The 22583-nt window shown below is 54.7% G+C and carries 25 protein-coding genes; 18 read left to right on the forward strand and 7 right to left on the reverse strand.

Annotated features, from left to right (window positions below):
* Nucleotides 1-110 precede the first annotated feature (110 nt).
* Complete coding sequence (locus tag BVC71_RS13320; protein WP_086452177.1) at nt 111-527, reverse strand: thermonuclease family protein; 417 nt, start codon at nt 525-527, stop codon at nt 111-113.
* Nucleotides 528-1064: 537 nt separating this feature from the next.
* Between BVC71_RS13320 and BVC71_RS13325 the strand changes: the two genes are divergently transcribed.
* Nucleotides 1065-2495, forward strand: coding sequence for a tyrosine-type recombinase/integrase (locus BVC71_RS13325; protein ID WP_086452178.1), 1431 nt, complete (start codon nt 1065-1067; stop codon nt 2493-2495).
* A 213-nt stretch (nt 2496-2708) separates the two neighbouring features.
* On the opposite strand, the gene BVC71_RS13330 is transcribed toward BVC71_RS13325, so the two are convergent.
* Nucleotides 2709-3377, reverse strand: coding sequence for a MarC family protein (locus BVC71_RS13330; RefSeq protein ID WP_086452179.1), 669 nt, complete (start codon nt 3375-3377; stop codon nt 2709-2711).
* Nucleotides 3378-3448: 71 nt separating this feature from the next.
* On the opposite strand from BVC71_RS13330, the gene BVC71_RS13335 reads away from it, so the two are divergent.
* Together BVC71_RS13335 and BVC71_RS13345 are read left to right on the forward strand one after the other, a co-directional pair.
* The gene (locus BVC71_RS13335) at nt 3449-3973 is read left to right on the forward strand and encodes an EF-hand domain-containing protein (RefSeq protein WP_086452180.1); all 525 of its coding nucleotides are present in this window, start codon (nt 3449-3451) and stop codon (nt 3971-3973) included.
* 345 nt (nt 3974-4318) lie between these two features.
* Nucleotides 4319-5893 carry an ABC-F family ATP-binding cassette domain-containing protein gene (locus BVC71_RS13345; RefSeq protein ID WP_086452182.1) on the forward strand — a complete coding sequence of 525 codons (1575 nt, stop codon included), beginning with the start codon at nt 4319-4321 and terminating at the stop codon, nt 5891-5893.
* 227 nt (nt 5894-6120) lie between these two features.
* Here BVC71_RS13345 and BVC71_RS13350 read toward each other — a convergent pair whose 3' ends face one another.
* Nucleotides 6121-6501: a hypothetical protein gene (locus BVC71_RS13350; protein WP_086452183.1), complete on the reverse strand. Its 381-nt coding sequence runs from the start codon at nt 6499-6501 to the stop codon at nt 6121-6123.
* 914 nt (nt 6502-7415) lie between these two features.
* A complete protein-coding gene (locus BVC71_RS13360; RefSeq protein WP_086452185.1) occupies nt 7416-8036 on the reverse strand; it encodes a hypothetical protein in 621 nt (206 codons plus the stop codon).
* Nucleotides 8037-8246: 210 nt separating this feature from the next.
* Here BVC71_RS13360 and BVC71_RS13365 point away from each other — a divergent pair, with 210 nt between their 5' ends.
* Nucleotides 8247-8609 (forward strand): VOC family protein, encoded by a 363-nt coding sequence (locus BVC71_RS13365; RefSeq protein ID WP_086452186.1) that lies wholly within the window; start codon nt 8247-8249, stop codon nt 8607-8609.
* A gap of 392 nt (nt 8610-9001) precedes the next feature.
* The gene (locus BVC71_RS13370; RefSeq protein WP_165767775.1) at nt 9002-9577 is read left to right on the forward strand and encodes a hypothetical protein; all 576 of its coding nucleotides are present in this window, start codon (nt 9002-9004) and stop codon (nt 9575-9577) included.
* A 530-nt stretch (nt 9578-10107) separates the two neighbouring features.
* Here the strand turns inward: BVC71_RS13370 and BVC71_RS13375 are convergent.
* On the reverse strand, nt 10108-10401 hold the full coding sequence (locus tag BVC71_RS13375; protein ID WP_133064544.1) for a hypothetical protein: 294 nt from the start codon (nt 10399-10401) through the stop codon (nt 10108-10110).
* A 216-nt stretch (nt 10402-10617) separates the two neighbouring features.
* Between BVC71_RS13375 and phnC the strand changes: the two genes are divergently transcribed.
* The 5 genes from phnC (at nt 10618) to BVC71_RS13400 (ending at nt 15419) form a co-directional block, all read left to right on the forward strand.
* On the forward strand, nt 10618-11427 hold the full coding sequence (gene phnC / locus BVC71_RS13380; RefSeq protein WP_086452189.1) for a phosphonate ABC transporter ATP-binding protein: 810 nt from the start codon (nt 10618-10620) through the stop codon (nt 11425-11427).
* Nucleotides 11428-11485: 58 nt separating this feature from the next.
* Nucleotides 11486-12397, forward strand: a complete 912-nt coding sequence (phnD, locus tag BVC71_RS13385) for a phosphonate ABC transporter substrate-binding protein (RefSeq protein WP_086452190.1) — start codon at nt 11486-11488, stop codon at nt 12395-12397.
* Nucleotides 12398-12464: 67 nt separating this feature from the next.
* Complete coding sequence (phnE, locus tag BVC71_RS13390; protein WP_086452191.1) at nt 12465-13340, forward strand: phosphonate ABC transporter, permease protein PhnE; 876 nt, start codon at nt 12465-12467, stop codon at nt 13338-13340.
* Nucleotides 13337-14650: a phosphonate ABC transporter, permease protein PhnE gene (gene phnE / locus BVC71_RS13395; RefSeq protein WP_086452192.1), complete on the forward strand. Its 1314-nt coding sequence runs from the start codon at nt 13337-13339 to the stop codon at nt 14648-14650. The genes phnE (BVC71_RS13390) and phnE (BVC71_RS13395) overlap by 4 nt, the downstream gene beginning before the upstream one ends.
* A 151-nt stretch (nt 14651-14801) precedes the next feature.
* Entirely contained in the window at nt 14802-15419 is a 618-nt protein-coding gene (locus BVC71_RS13400; RefSeq protein WP_086452193.1) for an LbetaH domain-containing protein, read from the forward strand.
* 37 nt (nt 15420-15456) lie between these two features.
* Here the strand turns inward: BVC71_RS13400 and phnF are convergent, their stop codons facing one another.
* On the reverse strand, nt 15457-16155 hold the full coding sequence (gene phnF, locus BVC71_RS13405) for a phosphonate metabolism transcriptional regulator PhnF (protein ID WP_086452194.1): 699 nt from the start codon (nt 16153-16155) through the stop codon (nt 15457-15459).
* A gap of 99 nt (nt 16156-16254) precedes the next feature.
* Between phnF and phnG the strand changes: the two genes are divergently transcribed.
* The 8 genes from phnG to phnN all read left to right on the forward strand — a co-directional run bounded on the left by phnG (nt 16255) and on the right by phnN (nt 21917).
* Nucleotides 16255-16710, forward strand: coding sequence for a phosphonate C-P lyase system protein PhnG (gene phnG / locus BVC71_RS13410; RefSeq protein WP_086452195.1), 456 nt, complete (start codon nt 16255-16257; stop codon nt 16708-16710).
* Entirely contained in the window at nt 16710-17270 is a 561-nt protein-coding gene (gene phnH / locus BVC71_RS13415) for a phosphonate C-P lyase system protein PhnH (protein ID WP_086452196.1), read from the forward strand. The genes phnG and phnH overlap by 1 nt, the downstream gene beginning before the upstream one ends.
* Entirely contained in the window at nt 17270-18358 is a 1089-nt protein-coding gene (locus BVC71_RS13420; protein WP_086452197.1) for a carbon-phosphorus lyase complex subunit, read from the forward strand. Before phnH ends, BVC71_RS13420 begins: the two co-directional genes overlap by 1 nt.
* A complete protein-coding gene (locus BVC71_RS13425; RefSeq protein ID WP_086452198.1) occupies nt 18355-18954 on the forward strand; it encodes an HAD-IA family hydrolase in 600 nt (199 codons plus the stop codon). Before BVC71_RS13420 ends, BVC71_RS13425 begins: the two co-directional genes overlap by 4 nt.
* 106 nt (nt 18955-19060) lie before the next feature.
* Entirely contained in the window at nt 19061-19921 is an 861-nt protein-coding gene (locus tag BVC71_RS13430) for an alpha-D-ribose 1-methylphosphonate 5-phosphate C-P-lyase PhnJ (RefSeq protein WP_086452199.1), read from the forward strand.
* Nucleotides 19918-20688 (forward strand): phosphonate C-P lyase system protein PhnK, encoded by a 771-nt coding sequence (gene phnK, locus BVC71_RS13435; protein ID WP_086452200.1) that lies wholly within the window; start codon nt 19918-19920, stop codon nt 20686-20688. The genes BVC71_RS13430 and phnK overlap by 4 nt, the downstream gene beginning before the upstream one ends.
* A 3-nt stretch (nt 20689-20691) precedes the next feature.
* A complete protein-coding gene (gene phnL / locus BVC71_RS13440; RefSeq protein WP_086452201.1) occupies nt 20692-21375 on the forward strand; it encodes a phosphonate C-P lyase system protein PhnL in 684 nt (227 codons plus the stop codon).
* Nucleotides 21372-21917, forward strand: coding sequence for a phosphonate metabolism protein/1,5-bisphosphokinase (PRPP-forming) PhnN (gene phnN, locus BVC71_RS13445; RefSeq protein WP_086452202.1), 546 nt, complete (start codon nt 21372-21374; stop codon nt 21915-21917). Before phnL ends, phnN begins: the two co-directional genes overlap by 4 nt.
* Here the strand turns inward: phnN and BVC71_RS13450 are convergent.
* Nucleotides 21899-22570 (reverse strand): DUF1045 domain-containing protein, encoded by a 672-nt coding sequence (locus BVC71_RS13450; RefSeq protein WP_086452203.1) that lies wholly within the window; start codon nt 22568-22570, stop codon nt 21899-21901. The genes phnN and BVC71_RS13450 overlap by 19 nt on opposite strands.
* Nucleotides 22571-22583 lie beyond the last annotated feature (13 nt).

Below are 22583 nucleotides of genomic sequence, written 5' to 3' on the forward strand. Positions count from 1 at the left end.
GTATCCTTCCGGACCGATGATGCCTTTTCTGCTTTTCACAACAAAAGACCTCTACCCGTACTTTTCAGCGGCAGGTCATTGATTACCTTCTAACTTTTCATCACATGCTCTCAACAATAGCCCGCTTGAGATAGCCGTGTCCGAGCCCCAGCAGGTTCGAAAGATCTATACCGGCCACCGGAATAACGCCTACAATCTAGCGCATAGCCATTTGAAATGACGACAGCACCTATGTCAGTCCATTGCCCGTCGAGATCGATAAAACATGTACCAACCCAACGGTCGTACGTTCGCTCACCGTTGAGTTCGCAAGTAACATTGCGACCTCTTAATAGACGCTCCATGAAGTACTTTCCATCTCGACCATATCGCGTACCCAATTCCGGAGCATCAATGCCATTTAGCCTAACAGGTACGCCAGCGACGACGATCGTATCAGCGTCACGTACTCTTGCAGTTCCAGTGACATCCCGGGCAATGACTTGAGTGGATGCGAGTAGAAAGATGGTAAGAAAGATTTTGAACATGAAGGCCGACCTTCGGAAAAATGAGTTAAAGTAAGTATCTGGTAGGGTGCGGAGCACGATCAACGGAACGTTTTTGTTTGGTTGTCACATAATCTGGTCGGCATTCAGGTATTGGCAGGGTTGGCCAGATACATCGAAAAGCCTTGCGAAATTAAAAGAGTGGCTCTTTTTTTCGACGCTGCTCTAGAACTTTCTGCCCGAGCAGCAGTCGACGCGCCCGCTGCAACTTGATCAAAGTCGATTGGGCCGAAAATGAGATTGCAGCTATAGCAATTTGACTGTCGACAATGCTCAAAGCGATAGCGAAGCGCGCTTCTGACAGCGGGAGTTAGTCCTTCATCAGCGGCAACTAGAAGGAGTGCGTTTTCCAACTCACGTACGCGTTTAGAACAGTCGGAATTGAAGAGAGGTCGGTTCTTATCGTTCATGTAGTTTATGATTTCCCAAAGCCGTTAATTTATTCTTAACGAGCATACTTCAGTATCACTTACTAGTAGTCAGCTCTAACGACGTCCTTCAAGCTCTGGACCACCCCACATGAACATTGACACATCGCAGCCCCAAGCGGGTTCATCAACTAATCAAGCGCGCGTGAAACGACGGGGGCCGAAGCTTGGCGTTCGATTGCGAGATCCCAATTGCGACGATACTGTGCTTCATTCTCTTATGCTCGCGTTAAAGTCTCGACTGGCTGAATGCCCGTTCGCCACGCCTAATGACATCCGCAGTCTAAAATATAGAGAAAATCCATATTTTTTCGGGATTATGCAGGGGTTTCATATAGGCATCTATCGGCCGGACGCAGTCACCTGCACGTGGATCGCTCGGTATTTGAATCCTGAGAAGAAGTATCGACAGCATGCATTGGGCCCCGCTCTGTCTTTCAACGCACCAGCGTTGTCTCTGGATGAAGCCGTGAGGCGGGCGCTGAAATGGTTCTCTGATCCACAAGTGAATATTCAAGCTTCAAAAGCGCGCGTCCGTGGCAAGACCACTGAGGTCGCATATTGTCCAATCGATCATTCAGAACCGACCATAGGATCAATCCTCAGGACTTACATGGAATGGCGAAAGATATCTGCGACCCCAAAAGGTTTTTATAACGCGCTGGTTAGCATCAACTACTTCATCATCCCAGTAATGGGGAATGTAACAGTTTCAGAGTTTTCGAATGAAAACATGAGAACGCTGGCCAATTTGGTATTGTCTACAAAGCCACGTTCAGGCTTCGAAGCACACAAAGCGCCTCAAGACATGTCCGATCTCACCCCCGATGATCTGCGAAAGCGGAAGCGTACCTATAACGTCCTCGTTGGTTACATTAAGCAAGCGCTGCAATATGCATACGACGATGGAGTTCTAGAGAACGATCGTAAGGTGCGACTTGCACGCCGTTTGAGCTTAAGTCAGCCCAAGATACCTAAATTTATTAGCGTCGATCAATGCGCCGCTTTGATTTCCCAATGCGAAGGCTGCCTACGGAATCTTGTTAAAGCGGCACTTTACACAGGCTGCCGAGTCGGGGAGCTGGCGAAGATTACAGCTGCTGACGTTGGTGCCGGTGGACATGGCGTTCAGATCGGTCCTTTCAAATATGGCAAAGGCCGCTTTGTTTTCCTTTCCGATGAGGGCATGCGGTTCTTCGAGACCCTTTCGGAAAATCGAAATTCAGATGACCTGTTATTCATGTCGCCATTGGGAAAGCCGTGGCGAAGGCAGCACAACCGGCCCTTTAACATCGCCTGCGCGAACGTGGGAATCCCACCTGAATTTACATTTCATGGTCTCAGGCACACCTATGCCAGTCACATGATTATGCAGCGGGTGCCATTGGAGGTCATCTCCCAGCAGCTCGGACATCGCAGCATCCTCACAACGTTCCAATACTATGGGCATCTTGCTGATAAATTCCGCGAGGATGAGATCCGATCAAAATCGATCAATTTTGGACTTTGTCGAGAGCATTGATATGTCTCTCGGAACTTTCCCATCGCTTGAAGTGTATTTTGTCTTGGGATGTGGTTGGTCGCGGCCCTGAGCCGGCATTGGGTACAGGCCAGCACGCCGCAGCGCAGCCTCTCCAGATCGGCCATTCGCTGCGGTTGCTCTATTTCAGCCGTGTCCAAGGTTCGCTGCGCGGGACGGAGCTGCCTTTGGCGAAACAACTTCGAATGTCCGCATTCACTCTGTTTCCACTTGATTCAGAGGGCTTTCAACCGGGGGCGGAGCAACATCTAAGACACCTAGTGCATCCAAGCCACCCAGAATCGAATCCACAGCGATTGTCGCTAGAACGATCCCCATGACCCGACTGATAACGCTCGCACCGGTGTTACCAATAACCTTGTGGACGACGCTAGCCACAAGCAGGAGGACCAAAGTCAGAAGCAGAACGATCAACAGAAGGCCCGCTGTGATGGCCTGTTCTGCAATCGACTCTGTGTGATTGTCCGTCAGGATCACGATGGCCAACATTGCACCGGGTGAGGCAATGGATGGCATCGCGAGCGGGAACACCGCCCCGGCGAGGTGATCGCGCTCGGCCTCTTCGATCTCGCGCGCGGGTTTGGATTCGCCGAAAACCATGGTCATTGCAAACAGAAACAGAATAACACCGCCAGCGATCTGAAATGAGCCGAAGCGAAGGCCAAGCGATTCAAGAAGCAACTGCCCTCCAACAAGGAACGCCAACAAAACGAGCGCTGCGATGACAACCGCGCGAAGTGCGAAGCGTCGGTGCAGCGTTCGCGGCACCCCTTGAACGGCAAACAGAAATACAGGAATGGACCCGACCGGGTCGATGACGACGATCAGCGTGATCAATTCCTTGGCTAGCGCGGCCCAATCCATGGTCGGTCAGCATTCTTCCTGATAGGTTGCATCCTCCTGCGTCGGCAAGTTGCGCAAGAGGGACAAATGTCATGTTGAGAGCACTGATACTGAAAACGATCCTGATTCTGAAGCTCGCAGTTACCTCCGCTCTGGCGCAGCAGAGCGCCAGAGACATCCGGCTTCCGATTGGACTGACGCTCTTAGATCCGGGAAGCGCGCCTATTTCCTTCAACATTGTGAGTGAAGCTGCCAAGAGCGCGTTCGCGTCGATGGACGCAGACGCCGACAAAAGGATCAACATCGACGAATTGAGAAACTGGCGAAACACGGTTGAAGTCCGTAGCGGCGAAGACCAGTTGGGCACGCTCCTGAAGTTAGGCTCGGAGCGCTTGATGCAGAGCGCAGACCACGACAACGACAAAGCCATTTCGCTCCCTGAGTTTCGGGCGCTTTCCCTTTATGACTTCAACGTCCACGACAAGGACGGAAACAGCACGTTGTCTTCGGACGAAACCGCAACTTGGCAACCGACGCTCGTTATTTGGGCGGCCCGCCCTTGCCTGAAATTTGGCGTTGGGGAAGGCATGCTTCTCGGAGCCTTTTGCGGCAAGTAGGGGTTTGGTGGTTGTAGTCGCTGGTGGGTCGCTGGTATCCGACATTCGCGGCACCACGGCAAGTTGGACGACATGGGCTCAAATCGGTCATGCGGCGGTGCGGCAGCCCGATACGAAGGCGCGATACGCTGTCGGCGAGAACGGCCCCTACCTGACATTCGCCCAGTTCAGCTCCGCGGACAAACCATCCTTTCGCTACGCGTGCTCCAACGTCCGCTCAAGCTACAGCATTGCAATTCCCTCCGTCGCATACTACGCTGAAGTGACAAGAATGGAGATGACAAACATGGATCACGCACTCGCAAGCTGAACACCAACCTGGTTTCTCTTTCCGCAAGCGCTCCCATGACGTCTGTTTCTATCGCCAACCTGACTTGGCAGACCCCTTCAAACAATACTTTTTTTGATGATCTTACCCTGACATTTGGCCCGGGTCGCACTGGGCTTGTCGGGCGCAATGGGACCGGCAAATCTACGCTGTTGCGCCTCATCGCAGGTGAGCTTGCGCCCGTTGGCGGGTCTATAACCGGCTCAAGCTCAATCGGTCATTTAAGACAAAGCGCGGATGAAGCGTCTGCAACAAGCGTTGCCGACCTATTTGGCGTGACGGATCAACTTCGCATACTCAGCCGTGCTGAACACGGAGAGGCAACTGCCGACGACCTGGCTGTGGCGGACTGGACGCTGGAAGCGCGTCTTGAGGCGGCTTTGACCAGCCTTGGCCTGGACTTATCGCCAAACACGAAGATGTCCTCTCTGTCATGTGGCCAAAGAACCCGCGCCGCCCTTGCGGCCCTTTTGTTTGCAGACCCGGACGTGCTGCTTTTGGATGAGCCAACGAACCATCTTGATCGTGCGGGTCGTGAGTATATGATGAACGTGTTGCGCGGCTGGACTGGCTGCGTCATCGTTGCGAGTCACGACCGTACCCTGCTCGAATGCATGGATGCGATTGTTGAACTAACCAGCCTCGGTGCGAAGACTTATGGGGGGCCATACAGCGCCTACCGCGCGGCGAAACAAGCAGAACTAAGAAAAGCCAAGGACAACCTGGCACTAGCGCAGCGCAACAAGGCTGCAACTGTGGCCCGCGCACAGCGGGCAGCTGAGCGAAAGGCCCGAACTGATCGTCAGGGCAAACAGCTTCGAGCATCAGGCAGCCAATCCAAGCTGCTTCTTGATGTAGCAAAGGAACGCAGCGAAGTGTCAGGCGGGTCTGCCGCGCGTTTGCGGGACCGGCGGGCAAAAGAAGCCGCGGCAGATTTGAACGCGGCGGAGGAGGCGATTGAGGTGCTGGAGCCGCTCAATATAGAAATTCCACCTTCCGGCCTAGCGAGCACCCGACAAGTTTTGGACGTAGATCGCATTACGTTCGGACACGATGCAAGCGTACCGATCTTCACCAATGTGTCCTTTGCGATACAAGGCCCGGAGCGTCTGGCAATCGGAGGTGCAAACGGCACGGGTAAATCAACATTACTGTCCTGCATAGAAGGCAAATTGCAGCCCCAGTTCGGGAAAATCGCGGTCCACGTTCCAATCACCCTTATCGACCAAGAGATGAGTTTTCTTGATCCCGAGGAAACCGTCCGTGAGGCTTTCGCGCGGCTTGACCCAACGGCGACAGAAAATGAACGCCGCGCCACTCTCGCGCGTTTCCTTTTTCGTGGCAATGATGCGGACCAACAGGTCGCTTCGCTCAGCGGCGGACAAAAAATGCGGGCCGGATTGGCCTGTAGTCTGGGACACAGCGAACCGCGCCAGCTGCTCTTGTTAGATGAGCCGAGCAACCACCTCGATATTGCAGCCGTCGAAACACTTGAAACGGCGCTAAGAGCGTATGACGGTGCAATTGTCGTTGTCAGCCACGATCAGGCTTTTCTGAACCGTATTGGGGTCCACCGGTGCGTGGCACTGTGATCCAGAGCAGACGTTCGCACAGAGCGCAGCATCACGCAAAATGGGCTCGGAGCGGACATGCGGCGGCCCTATCACGAGGGCCGCGCCACCCTATTGATGCGATCGGCCCAAACCTGCCGTTCAGTCCTTGGCCGATCGCTGCGGTGCAGCTTCACCAGACCAGTCATTCGTCCATCGCACACCATTTTCGGAGGATGAAGGTCGGCAGTGCGGGACAAAGCTGCCGTTTACTCCCACTCGAATTTGACGTTCATAACATCTGTGATCCAAACGCGCCCATCTGTTGCTAGTTTTGGTTCTTTGTCGTTCATGATGAAGAAGACAGTTTTTGTTTTACTCCAATTGATGGTGCGCAAGCCAAGGGGCACTTCTTCAAATGGGAACCAATCCAGAACGTGGTCAAAACAAAACTGGTTTTCATTTTCTGGCGTCTTTTCATAGACTTCAAAAGAACCTGGACCATTTCGTGAGGCCCCAAACTCAAGCTCCAACAGACCGACGGGTTCGTCATCATCCCCTTCAACTGGTGCAAAATACGGATCGATGTACGTAATGATCAAATCTCGGAAGCCCAGGCTTTCAGAATAGCCCACCCAAATTTTGGACATAATGCATCAGCTCCAATCAGTATCTAAATCGTCAATAGGGCAGGGATTTTGAATGAGCAAGTTGGGCTCGAAGCAGACTTGGGGAGCTGCGGCAGGCCCTCGGTCGCCATAATGGCGGCAGTGCGGGACGAGGCTGCTGTTCGCTGCGACTAGGCAGACCGGCTTGGAGGGGGAAATGTCGAGCAATCAGCGGCTACCATGCGAACATCAAAAGTACCATCAGCGCTGAAAATCCGATTGTCCAAACATCAAAAAGAAGCATTGGCCAACGGTTGAATGAGCCAATAGTTAGTGGAGAAAGAAGCCATGGAAGCGGCCCATTTGTCCGCTCCAGAACTCTTCTCCGCACTCGAATGCCAGTGAATGCCGACAAGAGTCCAAAGAGAATAAATAGATTATGAAAAATTACGGATGTGGCTAAGAGCGCTAGGACTCCAAACATGAGAGGTAAAACAAGCTTCATGTCTTCCTCGATGTTACCCTTCTTATAGAAGGGCGGAAAACTGCTACTGACTTGCCATGCTAAGATCAGGTAGCTGAAACCGAAGACGCCGACTAATAACGGAATGGTGGAAAAAATCATTGGTCAACCACTCTACTTGATCTGGAAAATTCTGTGAGCGGACACTCGCCGTGTGCGCTGGATCTGTCAAGTTGGGCTCTGAGCGACCATGTGGCAACGCGGCAGGCGCCTCGCACAAGTAAGCCGGGTCCGCGGGGCATGGACGGCCCTGACCTGGTATTTTCCAATTGACTAAACGCTGCAGCACAGTAGCCCCGAACCAGACATCTGCGTACCCTGTATCAGGGTGTGTCGAGCCACAAACTCTGATCTCACACGATGCTGACATTCGGTTCTTAAACTGAAAGACTGCATTGAACCCTCCACGAGAGCGTTTTCACGATCACCGCGTCTATTCGGGTCTACACGGATGGACTGTCTGCTCGCCGGTTGTCGCGCCGAAATAGGTCCCATCAGGATTGAAGGTGATAACGTTGGTCACCCGACAACCATTCGGGTTCTTGGCTGAAAGAAGGAAGGCGGCATTCACCGTAGGCGGAGTCGGAGACAGCTTTCCGTCAAGCTCATGAGTGCCCTGTCCGATAAACTTAGTCTGTATGATAAAAAAGTGGCGCAGCAGAAGTGCCTGCTCTACTTCATCTAGGACACGGCTTGCATCCGTAAATTTAACACGACACACATGCCGTGTGGTGCCGTTGGCAGTTGTCCACGCCGTTAGCACAGCATACAGTTCAGATCCCGCGGGGACCCAAGCCCGCTGTTTGTAAGATCGGCCCCACTCCTCATCGCGCGCCGCGACTTCCGTTTCTTCCAGACCTTCGTGATCAAACTCCGCATTCGTTTCGATCGACAACCGGCAGCGCTCAAAAAGGTTGTCAAAGTCACGCAGAAGGCCTTGTGAACTGTCTGCGCTGAAGAAAGTCACGGACACAGCCAAGGCTGCAGTGACCCAAGATAATATCGCCACCAAAAATGCAATATGGCGCTTTGGGGGAACAAAAAATTTCATCATATTTACACTTACAACTCTGGCGAACGGACCCTAACGACAAATCTGCACTGGTCAAGTTGGGCCCCGCCTCAGCGCAGCTTCCCCGAACCGACCATTCGAGCCTAGGCGCAGCACTTCCAACGAGCCGTAGTCGGCAATGCGGACAAAGCTGCCGTGTCGTCCCATTCCGTGATAACGTTGTCAGATTTAGACAAAGCCATAAGAAGCAGAATGTCAGCATCACTCGGCCGACTGGTCATTTACACAAGCAAGATCGATCAAATGGCAGACTTTTACGCCAAGTTTTTTGGCTTCTCGGTAGTGCGTGCTGAGGGTGACCGCATCATTGAGCTTCATCCGCAAACGTCCGGCATGTCGCTGCTTTTGCATCCGGCAGCGGCAAAGCAGAAGGAAGGGCAAGTCTTGGTGAAACTTGTGTTCGACGTTGAGGACGTGTCAGCCTTTTGCGAAGCAACAAGGGCTGACGGGCTTGATTTCGGCAAGATCCACAAGGCTGACGGGTATGAGTTTGCCAATGCAAAAGACCCATCCAAGAACTCAATCCAGGTGTCGAGCCGCGCGTTCCGAAAGTGACGGTTCGGGCTCGAAGCGGTCCTGCGGCGGCGCGGTGGGATCCGCGCTCTGACGCAATAGGAAGGCGGACGCTGGCGGCCCAGCCCTGCCGTTCATTAGGTCACGCGATGACGCCTTGCAGCTTCCCACAAACCGGCCCTTGGCGGCTTTGCGTCGGACAGCCAATTAGACCAAAGCCAACAGTGCGGTATAAGCGAACCTTGGACATTATCCCCATTTGAGCTAGCAAGTCGGGAACACCCAAGTAGTGACCAGGTCAAGCAAGGGAGCAACGCCAAGTGAGGGCGGTATTTTCTTTTTTCGCACTAGCCTTATGGATAACCAGTTGGTTTCCAACTTTCTCTATGAAATGGGCCATTCTAATCGCGACCGGCTGCGTCATAGGGTTGGGTTTGGCGATTTTGGTTCGCGAAAAAACAAAATGGCGACGTTGGCCTGCAAAGCTGTTTAGAGTTTTGGCAATCGCCTTCCTCATTCTTGGGTTGGTCACAGTTCTTGTGGCCGGGATCTTTGGGACCGCAGCAGAAGCCGCCATTGTACTCTTTTTCGTCTTGGGTTTCGCAGGTTATCTGTCGATGCTTTCCGAGATTTTGATGGAAAACACGAACGCCAAATTTTTCGCTGGTAAAGGTCTCTTGCTGGTCTTTGTTCTTGGAAGCTGGTCGTGGGCATCGGCACTCGCGATGCGCGCTCATCTTGGAATGTCCGAAGAAGCCACATCACCTTGTATTCTTGTGCCAACTTCTAAAGGTTATGACACTGAACTGGATTCAGTTTGGCAAATGCGGTTGCCACAAATTGTAGCTTCCAGAACTGGCCCGACTGGGACAGTTTTATTGGATTATCACGCCATTCTCGTGGCGCAAACCGCTGAAACTTCCGAGATCTACAACTGGTCGAAGACGCGATTGCGGTTCGACATTTTGGACCAAAAACGCAATCCGTCTCTTCCGAAAGTCTGCCCGTAGTTCTGGACTCTAAGCAGCCCGGTCGCATTTCTTGGGCCGAGCCAAGAGTGTAAACGCGGCACGAACGGCCCATAGCTGCCATTCATTGGGATAGTCATCGCCGCAGTGCAGCTTCCCCAGAGCAGTAATTCAAGGCATCCGTCAGCATGGCCTCGCAGATAGAGGATAGCCCTGCGACCTATTGTCGACAACCATGCGCCTCACGTACGTGCTATGACGCGGCACGTCGAAACGGCTATCCGCAGGGGTTGCGAATAGTCAATTGCGGCAACTGGTAGCAGGCCGAATTCGTTGGCTTCACGCCTACAGTCAGTCTTCTTTATTGCAGTAAATGCCATCAAATTGGCGGCTTCAAACCACAACACGTCCACTCCACCGATCAGAGGAATTTTGACGAGTAAATAAGTCCAGCCGGAATCGGGCGGTCGCCAAATGACAACCGGTATATTGCCGTCGGATGCACTCCAACTCCAGATCAAGGCGCAGTCCTTAGATCACGTACTGACGACGGGTTGTTTGTTACAACCTATTTATACAGGACCTGCCTGAGTGTTTTCCCAGTATCCCCCCATTGCGACGATACACGACGTGCCGTTCGCGTAATTTTGGACGATGAGCCATTCGCCGTTTCTTTCGGTCACCCAGATTTCAAGGATTGTTTCAGGGTCCCGTAGGCCCACGCCCTGCCGTTCTGCGCCAATTGTTTCGGAAAGCATGGAGCGCAACCGTGCGCTGTCGTCGCAACTGACATCCTTCATATTCGCGAATGCAAGCGATGGCAGAGTCAAAAGAGTAGCGAGTGTTACCAGCGATAGCTTTGACATGTCACGAGCCTAAACAAAACCTAACGGCTTTGTAACACATTTATGACGGCCTGTGGATATATCCTCTTGGGGCGGTCGCAAAACAGCAGAAAACCCAAAAATTCTTGAGATCTGTGTCACAGAAACTTTGCGAAAATGAAAATAAGCTGAATCAAAACTGTCGCGGAATTGTCGTCCGAGCAACCTAGAAGCCCCTCGGGAAACAATGGGGACGACATGCTAAAGATTGACGCGCTGACCAAACGGTTCGGAGATAAAACGGCTGTCGATGCGGCCAACATTACTGTCGACCAGCCCACGATGATCGGCATTATCGGGCGGTCCGGCGCTGGCAAGTCTACTCTGCTGCGCATGGTAAACCGGCTAAGTGATGCGACCGAAGGGTCGATCACCTTTGAAGGTGAAGAGATTACCAGCCTGCGCGGTGCTGCGCGTCGCGATTGGCAATCTCGCTGCGCGATGATCTTTCAGCAGTTTAACCTTGTGCCGCGTATGGACGTTGTGTCGAACGTACTACACGGCACCTTGAACAAACGCTCGACGCTGGCAACATTGTTCAACCTGTACCCGCAGGCCGACATCCACAAAGCTATCGAAATCCTTGATCGGTTGGGTATTGCGGAGCAGGCGCCAAAGCGCGCCGAGGCCTTGTCAGGCGGGCAGCAACAACGGGTCGCAATCGCCCGTGCTTTGATGCAGGACCCAAAAATTATTCTGGCGGATGAACCCATCGCATCGCTTGATCCGATGAACGCACAAGTCGTGATGCAGTCCCTGCGCGACATCCACGAACAAGACGGCCGCATGGTCATTGCCAACCTGCACACGCTGGACACAGCGCGCCGCTATTGTGACCGTGTGATCGGGATGCGTGACGGACGGATCGTCTTTGATGGGACGCCAGAGCAGCTAACCACTGGCGTTGCTCGCGACATTTATGGTGCAGGCTCGGATTTCTCCGAAGCCGCCACATCCACCGAAATCGAAACACTGGACAGATCCGCGGCCGAGAAAGCCTACGCCTGAGCCAGTTTCCACCCGCGCCAGACGCGGGCCACCTTCATCAAACCTAACGGAGAGACCGATGAAAAAGACCCTCGCACTGGCGCTAGCCGCCACAACTGCACTGACCACTGGCGCTTTCGCCCAAGAAATCACTGAATTCCGCATCGGCATTCTGGGTGGTGAAAACGCGCAAGACCGCATGAACAACTACGAATGCATGGTCAAATACACAACCGAAGCTTTGGGTGTTGAAACCAAGCTATTCGCTCCTGCCGACTACAACGGCGTGATCCAAGGTCTGCTGGGCGGCACTATCGACATGGCATGGCTGGGTGCATCTTCCTACGCAGCCACCTACCTTCAGGACCCTGAGGCCGTTGAGCCTGTGTTGGTCAAGGTAAACCTAGATGGTTCCATCGGCTACCACTCGATCGGCTTTGCCCGCGTCGACAGCGGCATCCAAAGCCTAGACGACATGGAAGGCAAGGTCTTTGGCTTTGGCGATCCAAACTCCACCTCGGGCTATCTGATCCCATCCATTGAGATTCCTCAGTACAAAGATGGCATCACCATGGACAGCGGCGACTACTTTGGCGAAGTCAAATTCACCGGCGGTCACGAGCAGACCATCGTAGCTGTGTACAATGGCGACATCGACGGCGGCGTAACCTGGGCCGACGGTCAGGGCAACTGGGAAGACGGCTACAACTCCGGCGCGCTGCGTCGTGCGGTTGATGCGGGCCTAGTTGATATGAACGAACTGCAGCAGATCTGGATCTCAAACGTGATCCCAGAAGGCCCTGTTGTTCTGCGTTCCGCTCTGCCTGCAGACGTAAAGGCAACCATGACCCAGCTGGTTGACGAGCTGTACGAAAACGACCCCGAGTGCGCCTATGGCGTTGCTGCTGGCGATACACTGGGTTTCCAGCCCGTAACGCACGCAACTTACGAAAGCATCGTAGCGGCACGTCAGTCCGTGATCGGCAACTAATCGTCTTTGATAACATGTCCGGTAGGCCTTTTGGGGCCTGCCGGCATTTAATTTTTCTGGGGGCAGCATGTCAGACGCGACGATGACCGGACCTGCACAGTCGGTTGAAACCATTCAGTCCAGCTATTTGGCGCAGGTTCAGCGCCGCAGGCTATATAGCGGGCTTGCCCTGCTGGTTTTCGTGGTTCTGATGGCGTCGGGCTTTCACATCGCCGATGATCGCAACGCTGGCGGATTTTGGGACGGTCTGCACCAGATCGGTGATTATCCTGCGGATGTCCTGTCGGAGGCGTGGGAAAAACGCACCGAGCTGCCCGGATTGATCGGCAAATATTACCCCGCCTTGATCGAAACCATCAATATCGCAGCCGTAGCCACGCTGATCGGTGCGGTCGGCGGCCTGTTCTTATCCCTATTGGGCACCCGTGGTCTGGCAAAATGGCCACGCCTGATCCCTTTGTTTCGCCGTATCTCTGATGTGATGCGCGCCGTCCCTGAAATCGTGATCGCTTTGGTGCTGATCTTTGTATTGGGAGGCGGACCCGTGCCCGCGATGATCGCGATTGCCATCCATACCGCCGGCGCTTTGGCCAAAATGTTCTCTGAAGTCGCAGAAAACGCTGATTTGAAATCAGTCGAGGGGCTTGCCTCAACCGGCGCAACTTGGTCGCAACGGATGTTGCTCGGCGTGCTCCCGCAGGTTGCCCCCAACTACCTCAGCTACACACTGCTCCGTTTCGAAATCAATATTCGAGCTTCAGCTATCCTTGGTTTTGTGGGCGCAGGTGGTCTGGGTTACGAACTGCGCAATGCCATGGCTTGGGGCCCTGGTCGTTTCGACGAAGCCGCTGCGATTTTCATCCTGCTTTTCGGCACCATCGTCTTCTTTGACCAAGTGTCTAGTCGCTACCGTAACCGTCTGACTGAAGGACAAGGCCAATGAGCGCTGTCGATATCAACATGACCAAACAGTACGCGGACGATCTGTTCAAGCGCAAGCGACTGATTGCGTTCGCAATTCCGACCGTTATCCTTGTCTATCTGACTTACATTTTCTTTGCTTTCGATGTTTCGGGCCTTGCAGCTCGCGCTAATTGGCAAAATGCGGTGACGCTGGCTTCTGACAGCTGGTCCCATAAAATTCACGTGACCCGCGACAATCGTTCGGGCGAAATAAGCTACGCCGTCGAAGGGGAACGCAAAGGCGAATACCCGCAAGGAGAGCGCCCTGATTGGGTAAGCGGCGAAGAGATTATCACCATTGATCTGGGCGCGGGCCACATCGTCCGCTACCTACCCGAGAACCGTACCGAAGTCGAAATTCCTGGCTATCCGCTGATCGAAGTGCAGGCCGAGGGCCGCACTGTAACAAGTAACCTGCCCGCGGATTTGCCGGACTGGATCTCCGCTTCCAGCCGCCGCATTGGTATCACTACGCCAGAGGGTCGCATCACCCTGACCGGTGCGCGCACCGAAGTGTTCAACTACTTCCCTGGGTGGGAACTGTTTTGGTTTACCCTTGATAGTCCGTATCATGGGGTCGGCCTTGGCCAGATCCTGTTTGGCGAACAGATTGACCCAACGCGTTCTAATATCGCGGGTGCCGTATTTGATTGGTGGAACAATAAAATGTGGCGCCACAAGGATGTCGCTTGGGCCATTTGCGAGACCATCTTGATGGCCTTCTTGGGCACCATGGGAGCCGCAATGATTGCGCTGCCTTTAGCGTTCCTTGCGGCGAAACGGTTTTCACCGATCATGCTTTTGCGCGGAGCCACGCGGCGGTTGTTCGATTTTGTGCGCGGGGTCGATGCGCTCATCTGGACGGTCGTTCTTGCCCGTGCTTTTGGTCCGGGCCCGCTCACTGGGGCGCTTGCAATCCTGATCACGGACACCGGCACGTTTGGCAAAACCTTCTCAGAGGCGTTGGAAAATGTTGACCAAAAGCAGATCGAAGGCGTGTCTTCGACCGGCGCAAAGCCGCTTCAGCGCTACCGCTTTGGTGTGATCCCGCAAGTTGTTCCGGTCTTGCTTTCGCAGGTCCTGTATTTCCTTGAATCCAACACGCGTTCCGCCACCATCATCGGTGCGATCACCGGCGGCGGTATCGGCCTGATGCTGACACAAGCGATCCAGACCCAACAGAACTGGGAAGAGGTGGCCTATTACATCGTTCTGATTATCCTGATGGTGATGTTTATGGACTGGCTGTCTGGCTGGCTGCGAGCAAAGCTGATCGGAACCAAAGACTAATGGCGACAACCCTGATCACGGGTATCGTAAGGATTAGAGCCGAACAAAACCCAAGCGTTGTGGCCTGCGGTATCCTTGCGATTATGTCGCCGCAAACAATTGCAAGCATCTCAATGTTCTTTCGCTTCACCGACAAGGAATTTGCATTTTTATGGCACGACTGACAGCGAAATCGCCCTTTTTCCATCCTGATTGCGAAATTACCGACAGCACGTTCGGAACCTTTGTTGAGATCGGCAAGGGCAGCCGCGTGAACAATTCGCATTTCGGTGACTATAGCTATTGTGACCGCTATGCCGACATTGCCAACGCACAGATCGGCAAATTCGCCAATATCGCGGCCTTTAGCCGGATCGGGGCAACAGACCACCCGCTTCATACAGCTGCATGCCACCACTTCCTGTATCGATCAGGCGATTACTGGGACGATGCCGGATCTGATAAGGCATTTTTCGAACACCGCCGATCCCGCACCGCCTACATCGGGCATGACACTTGGATCGGGGCTGGTGCGATGATCAAGCCAGAAGTGACTTTGGGCCACGGCGCTGTCGTTGCCTCTGGTGCCGTGGTCACAAAAGACGTCGAACCTTATACAATTGTCGCGGGCACTCCAGCAAAGGTTCTGCGACTGCGCCAGCCTCGTGACATAGCCGATCGCCTGATCGCATTGGCTTGGTGGGATTGGCCGCATGACGCGTTGCGTTCGGCATTGCAAGATTTTCGGTCGCTTAAGGCTGAGGCGTTCTTGGAGAAGTATGAAGGCTGACCTGCTCTAGACCCCACTGCTAAACGACAAAATTTTGTTAAAAAGTAAGAGTAACCCTGTCACCCGCAAACCATGTTCGCCCGTATTCAATGGGCGTGCCGTTCAGATCCACGTTAACGCTCGTTGACCGCAGAACCGGATCACCCTCGGAGATTTGCAAATGCAAGGCTTGCGTTGCGGTGGCTCGAACGGCGGTCAGCCGCGTAGATGCGCGGGTGTAGTCAACGACCCCCTGAGCTTTCAGGGCCTCTGTCACACTGCTTTTGTCTACGACCACCGTGGCCATGTTTGGAAAGCGTTTCAAAGGGAACAAACTTTCGAAAAGAGCGATGGGCTGTCCGTCTGCGAGCGATAGGCCGTGATAGGCGCAAATTCCGTCTCCTTCAAAAAGAGCAAGAGCTTCAGCCTCGCCTGCGGTTGCAGGACGTTCGGTTACATGGAGGACTCGTTTTTCCGGCCTGCGTCCCGCAGCGGCCAGATTTTCATGGAACCTGACCCGCTTACCAATTGGATAATCGGCCGGGGTTGCCGCAACAAATGCCCCCGCGCCGCGCCGAGTCCGCACAAGGCCTTCCTCGACCAAACTCGACAGCCCATGGCGCACCGTGTGCCGATTGACACCAAACCGTTCCGCAAGTGCGGCTTCGGTCGGCAGCTTATCTCCGGGGCGATATCGCCCATCGGCGATGTCCGCTCTTAGAGCATTAGAGATGTCTTTCCAAATGGGCGTTTTCATCAGGGACCTGTCATCGAAAATTCACAAAACTTTTCTGTCTTCAGAGTACGAATCCGATATTATTTGTATAGTTGTATAGCAAATGGAAAAGTTGTCGAGATGAAAGACTTTTTCGATGAACACGCCGATCGCAAAGCGTGGATGAGTCTATTGGCCAAAGCTCCCAATGGCCGCGTTAGCGCGCTTTTGGACGGGGCGATCGAACGTCCGGCGTTTACATGGCTCAGAGCGCCAGAGATTGGCAGTGCGATGGTTCGGGGACGTGCAGGTGCAACGGGTGCGCCGTTTAACCTTGGCGAAATCACTGTCACACGTTGCGCGTTGACCATTGAAAGCGGCGCCGTCGGTCATGCCTACATTCAAGGCCGCAGCAAAGCGGATGCAGAGGCCGCAGCTTTGGTCGATGCCTTGATGCAGACGGATGCGGCAGAGATGCTCCGTACCAACGTTCTGGAGCCGCTGCGCAAAGAGTTAGAGCAAGCCAAGGCCACCCGCGCGGCGAAAGCCGCGGCGACCAAGGTTGAATTCTTTACGATGGCGCGAGGGGAAGATTAATGCAGTCCGAAACGCTTTCTGGCGGCTTTACCGAGCCTGCGATCCAATCCGCACATGCCTTTCGCAGCATCATGAACGCTATGGCGCGCCCGGGCACAATCGAACAACTCGACAGCGCAGAGCCGCCAGCGCCTTTGTCCAAGGCCGCGGGCACTTTGCTGCTGACGCTATGCGATACGGATACGCCACTGTACCTTGCGGGCGATGTGGATTGCGACGCGGTGCGCGCTTGGCTAGCCTTTCATACCGGCGCGCCACTTGTTGGCCCAGGCCATTGCATGTTTGCGGTTGGCAGCTGGGACGCTTTGATGCCCCTCAACGCTTATCCAGTAGGCTCCTCTGAATATCCTGATCGCTCCGCGACACTGATTGTCGAGAGCAGCGAACTAGGCGACGGCATGACGCTTCGCGGTCCGGGCATTCAGGACACACATAGCCTGAGCCTCCCCGAGACCGCAGCATTTCAGGTCAATCGGGCCATGTTCCCACTGGGACTTGATTTCATTTTCACCTGCGGCGATCGGCTGGCGGCCTTGCCACGTAGCACGGAGGTCGTCTGATGTACGTTGCAGTCAAAGGCGGAGAGCGCGCCATTGAAAACGCCCACGCGTGGCTGGCCGAAGAACGGCGGGGGGATACTGCTGTCGCAGAACTTGGCCTTGCGCAAATCAAAGAACAACTGAAGCTGTCGGTTGATCGCGTCATGGCGGAAGGTTCGCTCTATGACCCCGATCTTGCAGCGCTTGCGATAAAGCAGTCTCGAGGGGACTTGATTGAGGCGATTTTCCTCATTCGCGCCTACCGCACGACAATGCCTCGGTTTGGTAGTTCGAAACCAGTGGACACGGGCGCTATGGCATGCGACCGACGCATCTCGGCCACGTTCAAGGACCTGCCAGGTGGGCAAGTTTTGGGGCCGACTTTTGACTACACGCACCGTTTGCTGGATTTTAAACTGGCCGCCGATGGCGAAGTTCCAGAAACCGCGATGCGCAAAGCGGACGCGGGCCACGTGCCCCATGTGACCAAATTCCTTAATCAAGAAGGACTGATAGAAGAGTCACCGCAGGACGACACAGCCCCTCCGGACCTGACACGCGAGCCATTGGAAATGCCCGCAAACCGCGCGTCGCGCCTGCAAGCGCTGGCCCGTGCGGACGAGGGGTTCACACTTGGCCTCGCCTATTCCACACAGCGCGGCTATGGCCGCAACCACGCCTTTGTGGGCGAGCTTCGCATCGGCGCGGTCCCTGTCGAAATGGACATTCCCGAATTAGGTTTCGCTGTCGAGATCGGCGAGGTCACACTGACGGAATGCGAGACGGTCAACCAATTCAAAGGCTCCAAAACCGAGCCACCGCAATTCACGCGCGGCTATGGGCTGGTTTTTGGCCAGTCAGAGCGCAAAGCGATTTCTATGGCTCTGGTCGACCGTGCCCTGCGTTGGAAAGAGCTGGGCGAAGATTTTGAAAACGCACCTGCGCAGGACGCGGAATTCGTGCTGTACCACGCGGACAATATCCAGGCGACAGGCTTTTTGGAGCATATAAAACTGCCCCATTACGTTGATTTCCAATCCGAACTGGAACTGGTTCGCAAGCTACGCCGAGAGGCAGTTTCTGCCCAAGTTCAAGAGGCTGCGGAATGACACCTGATACGGTTGTTTTTGATATCGGCGCCGTTCTGGTGGATTGGCGTCCCGAGCTGGCTTGGGCCGATGATTTGGGGCTAGAAGGTGCACGCGCCTTTCTGGATCGCATCGGATTTGAGAAACTTAATTTTGCTTGCGATGCAGGAGCCAGTTTTGCCGATGCAAGCCGACAGATCGCCGATCCCGAAGATGCGGCACGACTAGCGCAATACGTGGATCGGTATCCCCTCACCGTTGCGAACAAAATCACAGGGACATGGGATATTTTGTTCGACCTCAAGGCGCGCGGATATGCAGTGCATGCCATCACCAACTGGTCGGCCGAGACGTGGCCGCGGGGGCTCTCGGTGCATCCCGAATTGGCCGAAGTCTTTGGCACCACTGTTGTGTCGGGTCAGGTCGGCGTCGTCAAACCCAGCGTCGAAATCTATCGACTTCTGTGTGACCTGGCCGAAGTCATGCCCGAGCACTGTGTCTTCATCGACGATGGTCTACACAATTGCCTGGGCGCAAAGGCGGCGGGTATGGATGCAATCCACTTTACCGGCTCGGACGCTCTAAGCGGCGCATTGAAAGAGCGAGGTCTATTATGAGCCTCGCTTTTGATTGGCCTCCGCTTATGCGGCTCAACGACTATCGTCGATCCATACCTGCGCTTTTGTCCGCGAACCATCCTCATCAAGAAAGAGCGTCAGTGTCATGACTCACGATACAGAATACAACTTTGCTTATCTTGATGAGCAAACCAAGCGGATGATCCGCCGAGCCATTCTCAAAGGACTTGCTGTTCCGGGATATCAAGTGCCTTTTGCCAGCCGCGAAATGCCGATGCCCTATGGATGGGGGACAGGCGGCGTGCAGGTCTCGGCCGCTGTGCTTATGCCTCAGGATACCTTTAAGGTGATCGACCAAGGCGCCGATGACACGACAAATGCAGTGTCCATCCGGTCGTTTTTTCAGCGTACAGCTGGGGTCAGGACCACTACGGCCACGTCTGATGCAAGTGTCATTCAAACCCGCCACCGGATTCCCGAGGAACGTCTGACCGAGGATCAGATCCTAGTATATCAGGTTCCCATCCCAGAACCTTTGCGATTTTTGGAGCCGCGCGAGAGCGAGACCCGCAAAATGCACAGCCTCGAAGAATACGGGCTCATGCATGTGAAACTCTATGAAGACATCAGCCGCCACGGCCATATCGCCACCTCCTATGCCTATCCGGTGAAGGTGGAAGAGCGTTATGTGATGGACCCATCGCCCATCCCGAAATTCGACAATCCCAAACTGGGCAACATGCCCGCAATTCAGCTTTTTGGTGCAGGCCGCGAACAGCGCATTTATGCGCTGCCACCCTATACATCTGTCATCAGCCTCGATTTTGAGGACCACCCGTTTGAGGCCAGCAAGGCAGATCACCCTTGCGGATTGTGTGGCGCGATCGACAGCTATCTGGATGAGGTCATCACCGACGATCAAGGCGGGCGGCTGTTCGTCTGCTCCGACACAGACTATTGCGAAAACCGCCGCAACGCTGGCCACAAAGGAAAGGACGCGGCATGATCCCGTTGCTCTCTGTTCAGGGTATTTCCAAATATTACGGCGCCCATATCGGCTGCAAAGATGTGTCTTTCGACCTCTACCCTGGTGAGGTGATGGGGATTGTCGGGGAATCCGGTTCGGGCAAATCGACGCTGCTGAATTGTTTGGCCGGACATCTGCCCCCTGACGAAGGACAGGTTGTATTTGACACCCGCACCGATGGGCCGCGTGACACAGTCACCATGTCAGAACCCGAACGCCGGATGCTGGGCCGCACGGATTGGGCTTTTGTCCACCAGCACGCCCGCGACGGACTGCGTATGGGCGTAAGCGCGGGCGGCAATGTCGGAGAGCGACTTATGGCGGTAGGCGAACGCAACTATGGCGATATTCGTGGTAAGGCCACAGATTGGCTGGAGCGTGTCGAGATTGATGCCTCGCGGGTCGATGACCGTCCCATTACCTTTTCCGGCGGCATGCAGCAACGCCTGCAAATTGCCCGTAATTTGGTGACCGGACCGCGTCTGGTCTTTATGGACGAACCAACTGGCGGGCTTGATGTGTCGGTGCAGGCACGGCTACTGGACCTGATACGCGGGCTGGTGCGCGACATGGGGCTGTCGGCGATCATGGTCACGCATGACCTTGCCGTGGTGCGTTTGCTTGCTGACCGCCTGATGGTGATGAAATCCGGCCGTGTGGTCGAGGCAGGCCTGACAGATCAAGTACTGGACGACCCGCAGCACGCCTATTCCCAGCTACTTGTCTCTTCCGTTTTGCAGGTATGAGCGATGATTGAACTCAAAAACGTCTCAAAAACTTTCACGCTGCACAATCAATCCAGCGCTGTGATCGAAGTCATCAACGATGTCTCTTTCAGCGTAGCAGCCGGCGAATGTGTTGCTCTTACTGGCGCGTCCGGTGCGGGGAAATCCACGTTGATGCGTATGATTTATGGCAACTACCTAACGCAAGCGGGTTCGATCTGCATTGGCGATGTAAACGTTGTCCAAGCTGAACCGCGCGAGGTAATCGCGCTGCGCCGAGAGGTGCTGGGCTATGTCAGCCAGTTCCTCCGGGTCGTACCCCGTGTGCCAACGCTGGACGTTGTGGCGGACCCGTTACGCGCGTTGGGCGTTCCTTCCGACGACGCCCAAGCAAGGGCGCAGGACCTGCTGACGCAGCTTAACATCCCACAGCGGCTTTGGTCTTTGTCACCGACAACCTTTTCTGGGGGCGAACAGCAACGGGTCAACATCGCACGCGGGTTCGCCCATGCCTATCCCGCGATGCTTTTGGACGAACCCACAGCGAGCCTTGATGCGACCAATCGCGAGGTTGTGTTATCCCTGATCGAAGAGGCCAAAGCGCGCGGTTGTGCGATCATAGGCATATTCCATGACGAATCTGCTCGCGACCGTGTCTGCAACCGCGAAATTGACGTGAGTGCGTTCACACCCGGAGCCGCCGCATGATCAAGGGGCGCCTTATTGCTGTTGTTGGTCCATCTGGTGTGGGCAAAGACAGTGTCATGCAAGGCGTGGCGCAAGTGTTGCCAGAAGTCCTACTGGTGCGTCGCGTGATCACACGCGCGCCCGATCTGGGCGGCGAAGACTATGACGCCGTAACAGAAACCCAGTTTCAAAAGATGGCAAAAAACGGGGAATTTGCCGTCCATTGGGGCGCGCATGGATTGTATTACGGCATTCCGCAAACCGTTCGGCATCAAATCGGTAAGGGTGGGCTTTGTCTTGCAAATTTCTCTCGCAAGGCGCTGAGGGCTGGGGCTGATACCTTCCCGAATTTCATGGTTCTGAACTTGACCGCTCAGCCCGAAACGCTGGCTGCGCGTTTGGGTGCGCGAGGCCGCGAAACGGCATCCGACATTGCACGACGTTTGGCCGAGGCCGAGAAATCACTACCGATTGGCCTAAATATCCAAACGGTTTCAAATGACGGCCCGCTAGACCAAACAATCGCGCGCGTGGCAAAGCTGATTCAGCCAGTGAGCATATAGCGATGAATCAGTTCGAACCGGCCATCTTCGCGTTCGCCGCACAGGGCGATTTGATCGACAACAAAAGGGGTAGGCAGATCAGGAAGATGCGCTTGGACGCGGTCCGCCCAACCTGCCACGTCTTCTGTGGGCAGCTGTCCCGACAGGGTCAGGTGAAACCTGAACTCTTCCAAGACATATGGGTAGCCCCAAGCCGTCAACAGCGCGTCTTGCCGATCGCTCAAACCGGCCTTACGACGGCGCGCCAGCTCCGCCTCGCTCGCAGGGGCGCGAAACGCGTCGAGGTCTTGCACGCAAGCTGCCGCAACCCGCTGCAGGCCGCCCACACCACCGCGCGGGGTCAGCGCAAGAAATCGGCCCAATTTCGAAAGTTCCAAACCATCGCAAACGGCAGGTTTTTGACCAGCAGCCAGCGCGGCTACAGCGTCTTTCAGCGCAGCAACCGTCTGCCCCTCAGCCAGCCGGAAGGGCGGTTTGAGCGTACCGTGAAAACCATACTTGCGGGGTGTCATGGTAATGTCATGCAAACCCGTAAGATCAAATTGCGGCACTTTTGTGCCACTGACAACGTCCCAACCGAGCCAGGCCGCGCCAAACGCCGCGAGCGGGCCGTCGGGCGGAACGTAATAAATTGCAAAGCGAGCGTATGACATGAATTCCCCTTTT

The organism is Marivivens niveibacter, from assembly GCF_002150005.2.
In the GTDB taxonomy this organism is placed as follows: Bacteria; Pseudomonadota; Alphaproteobacteria; order Rhodobacterales; family Rhodobacteraceae; genus Marivivens; species Marivivens niveibacter.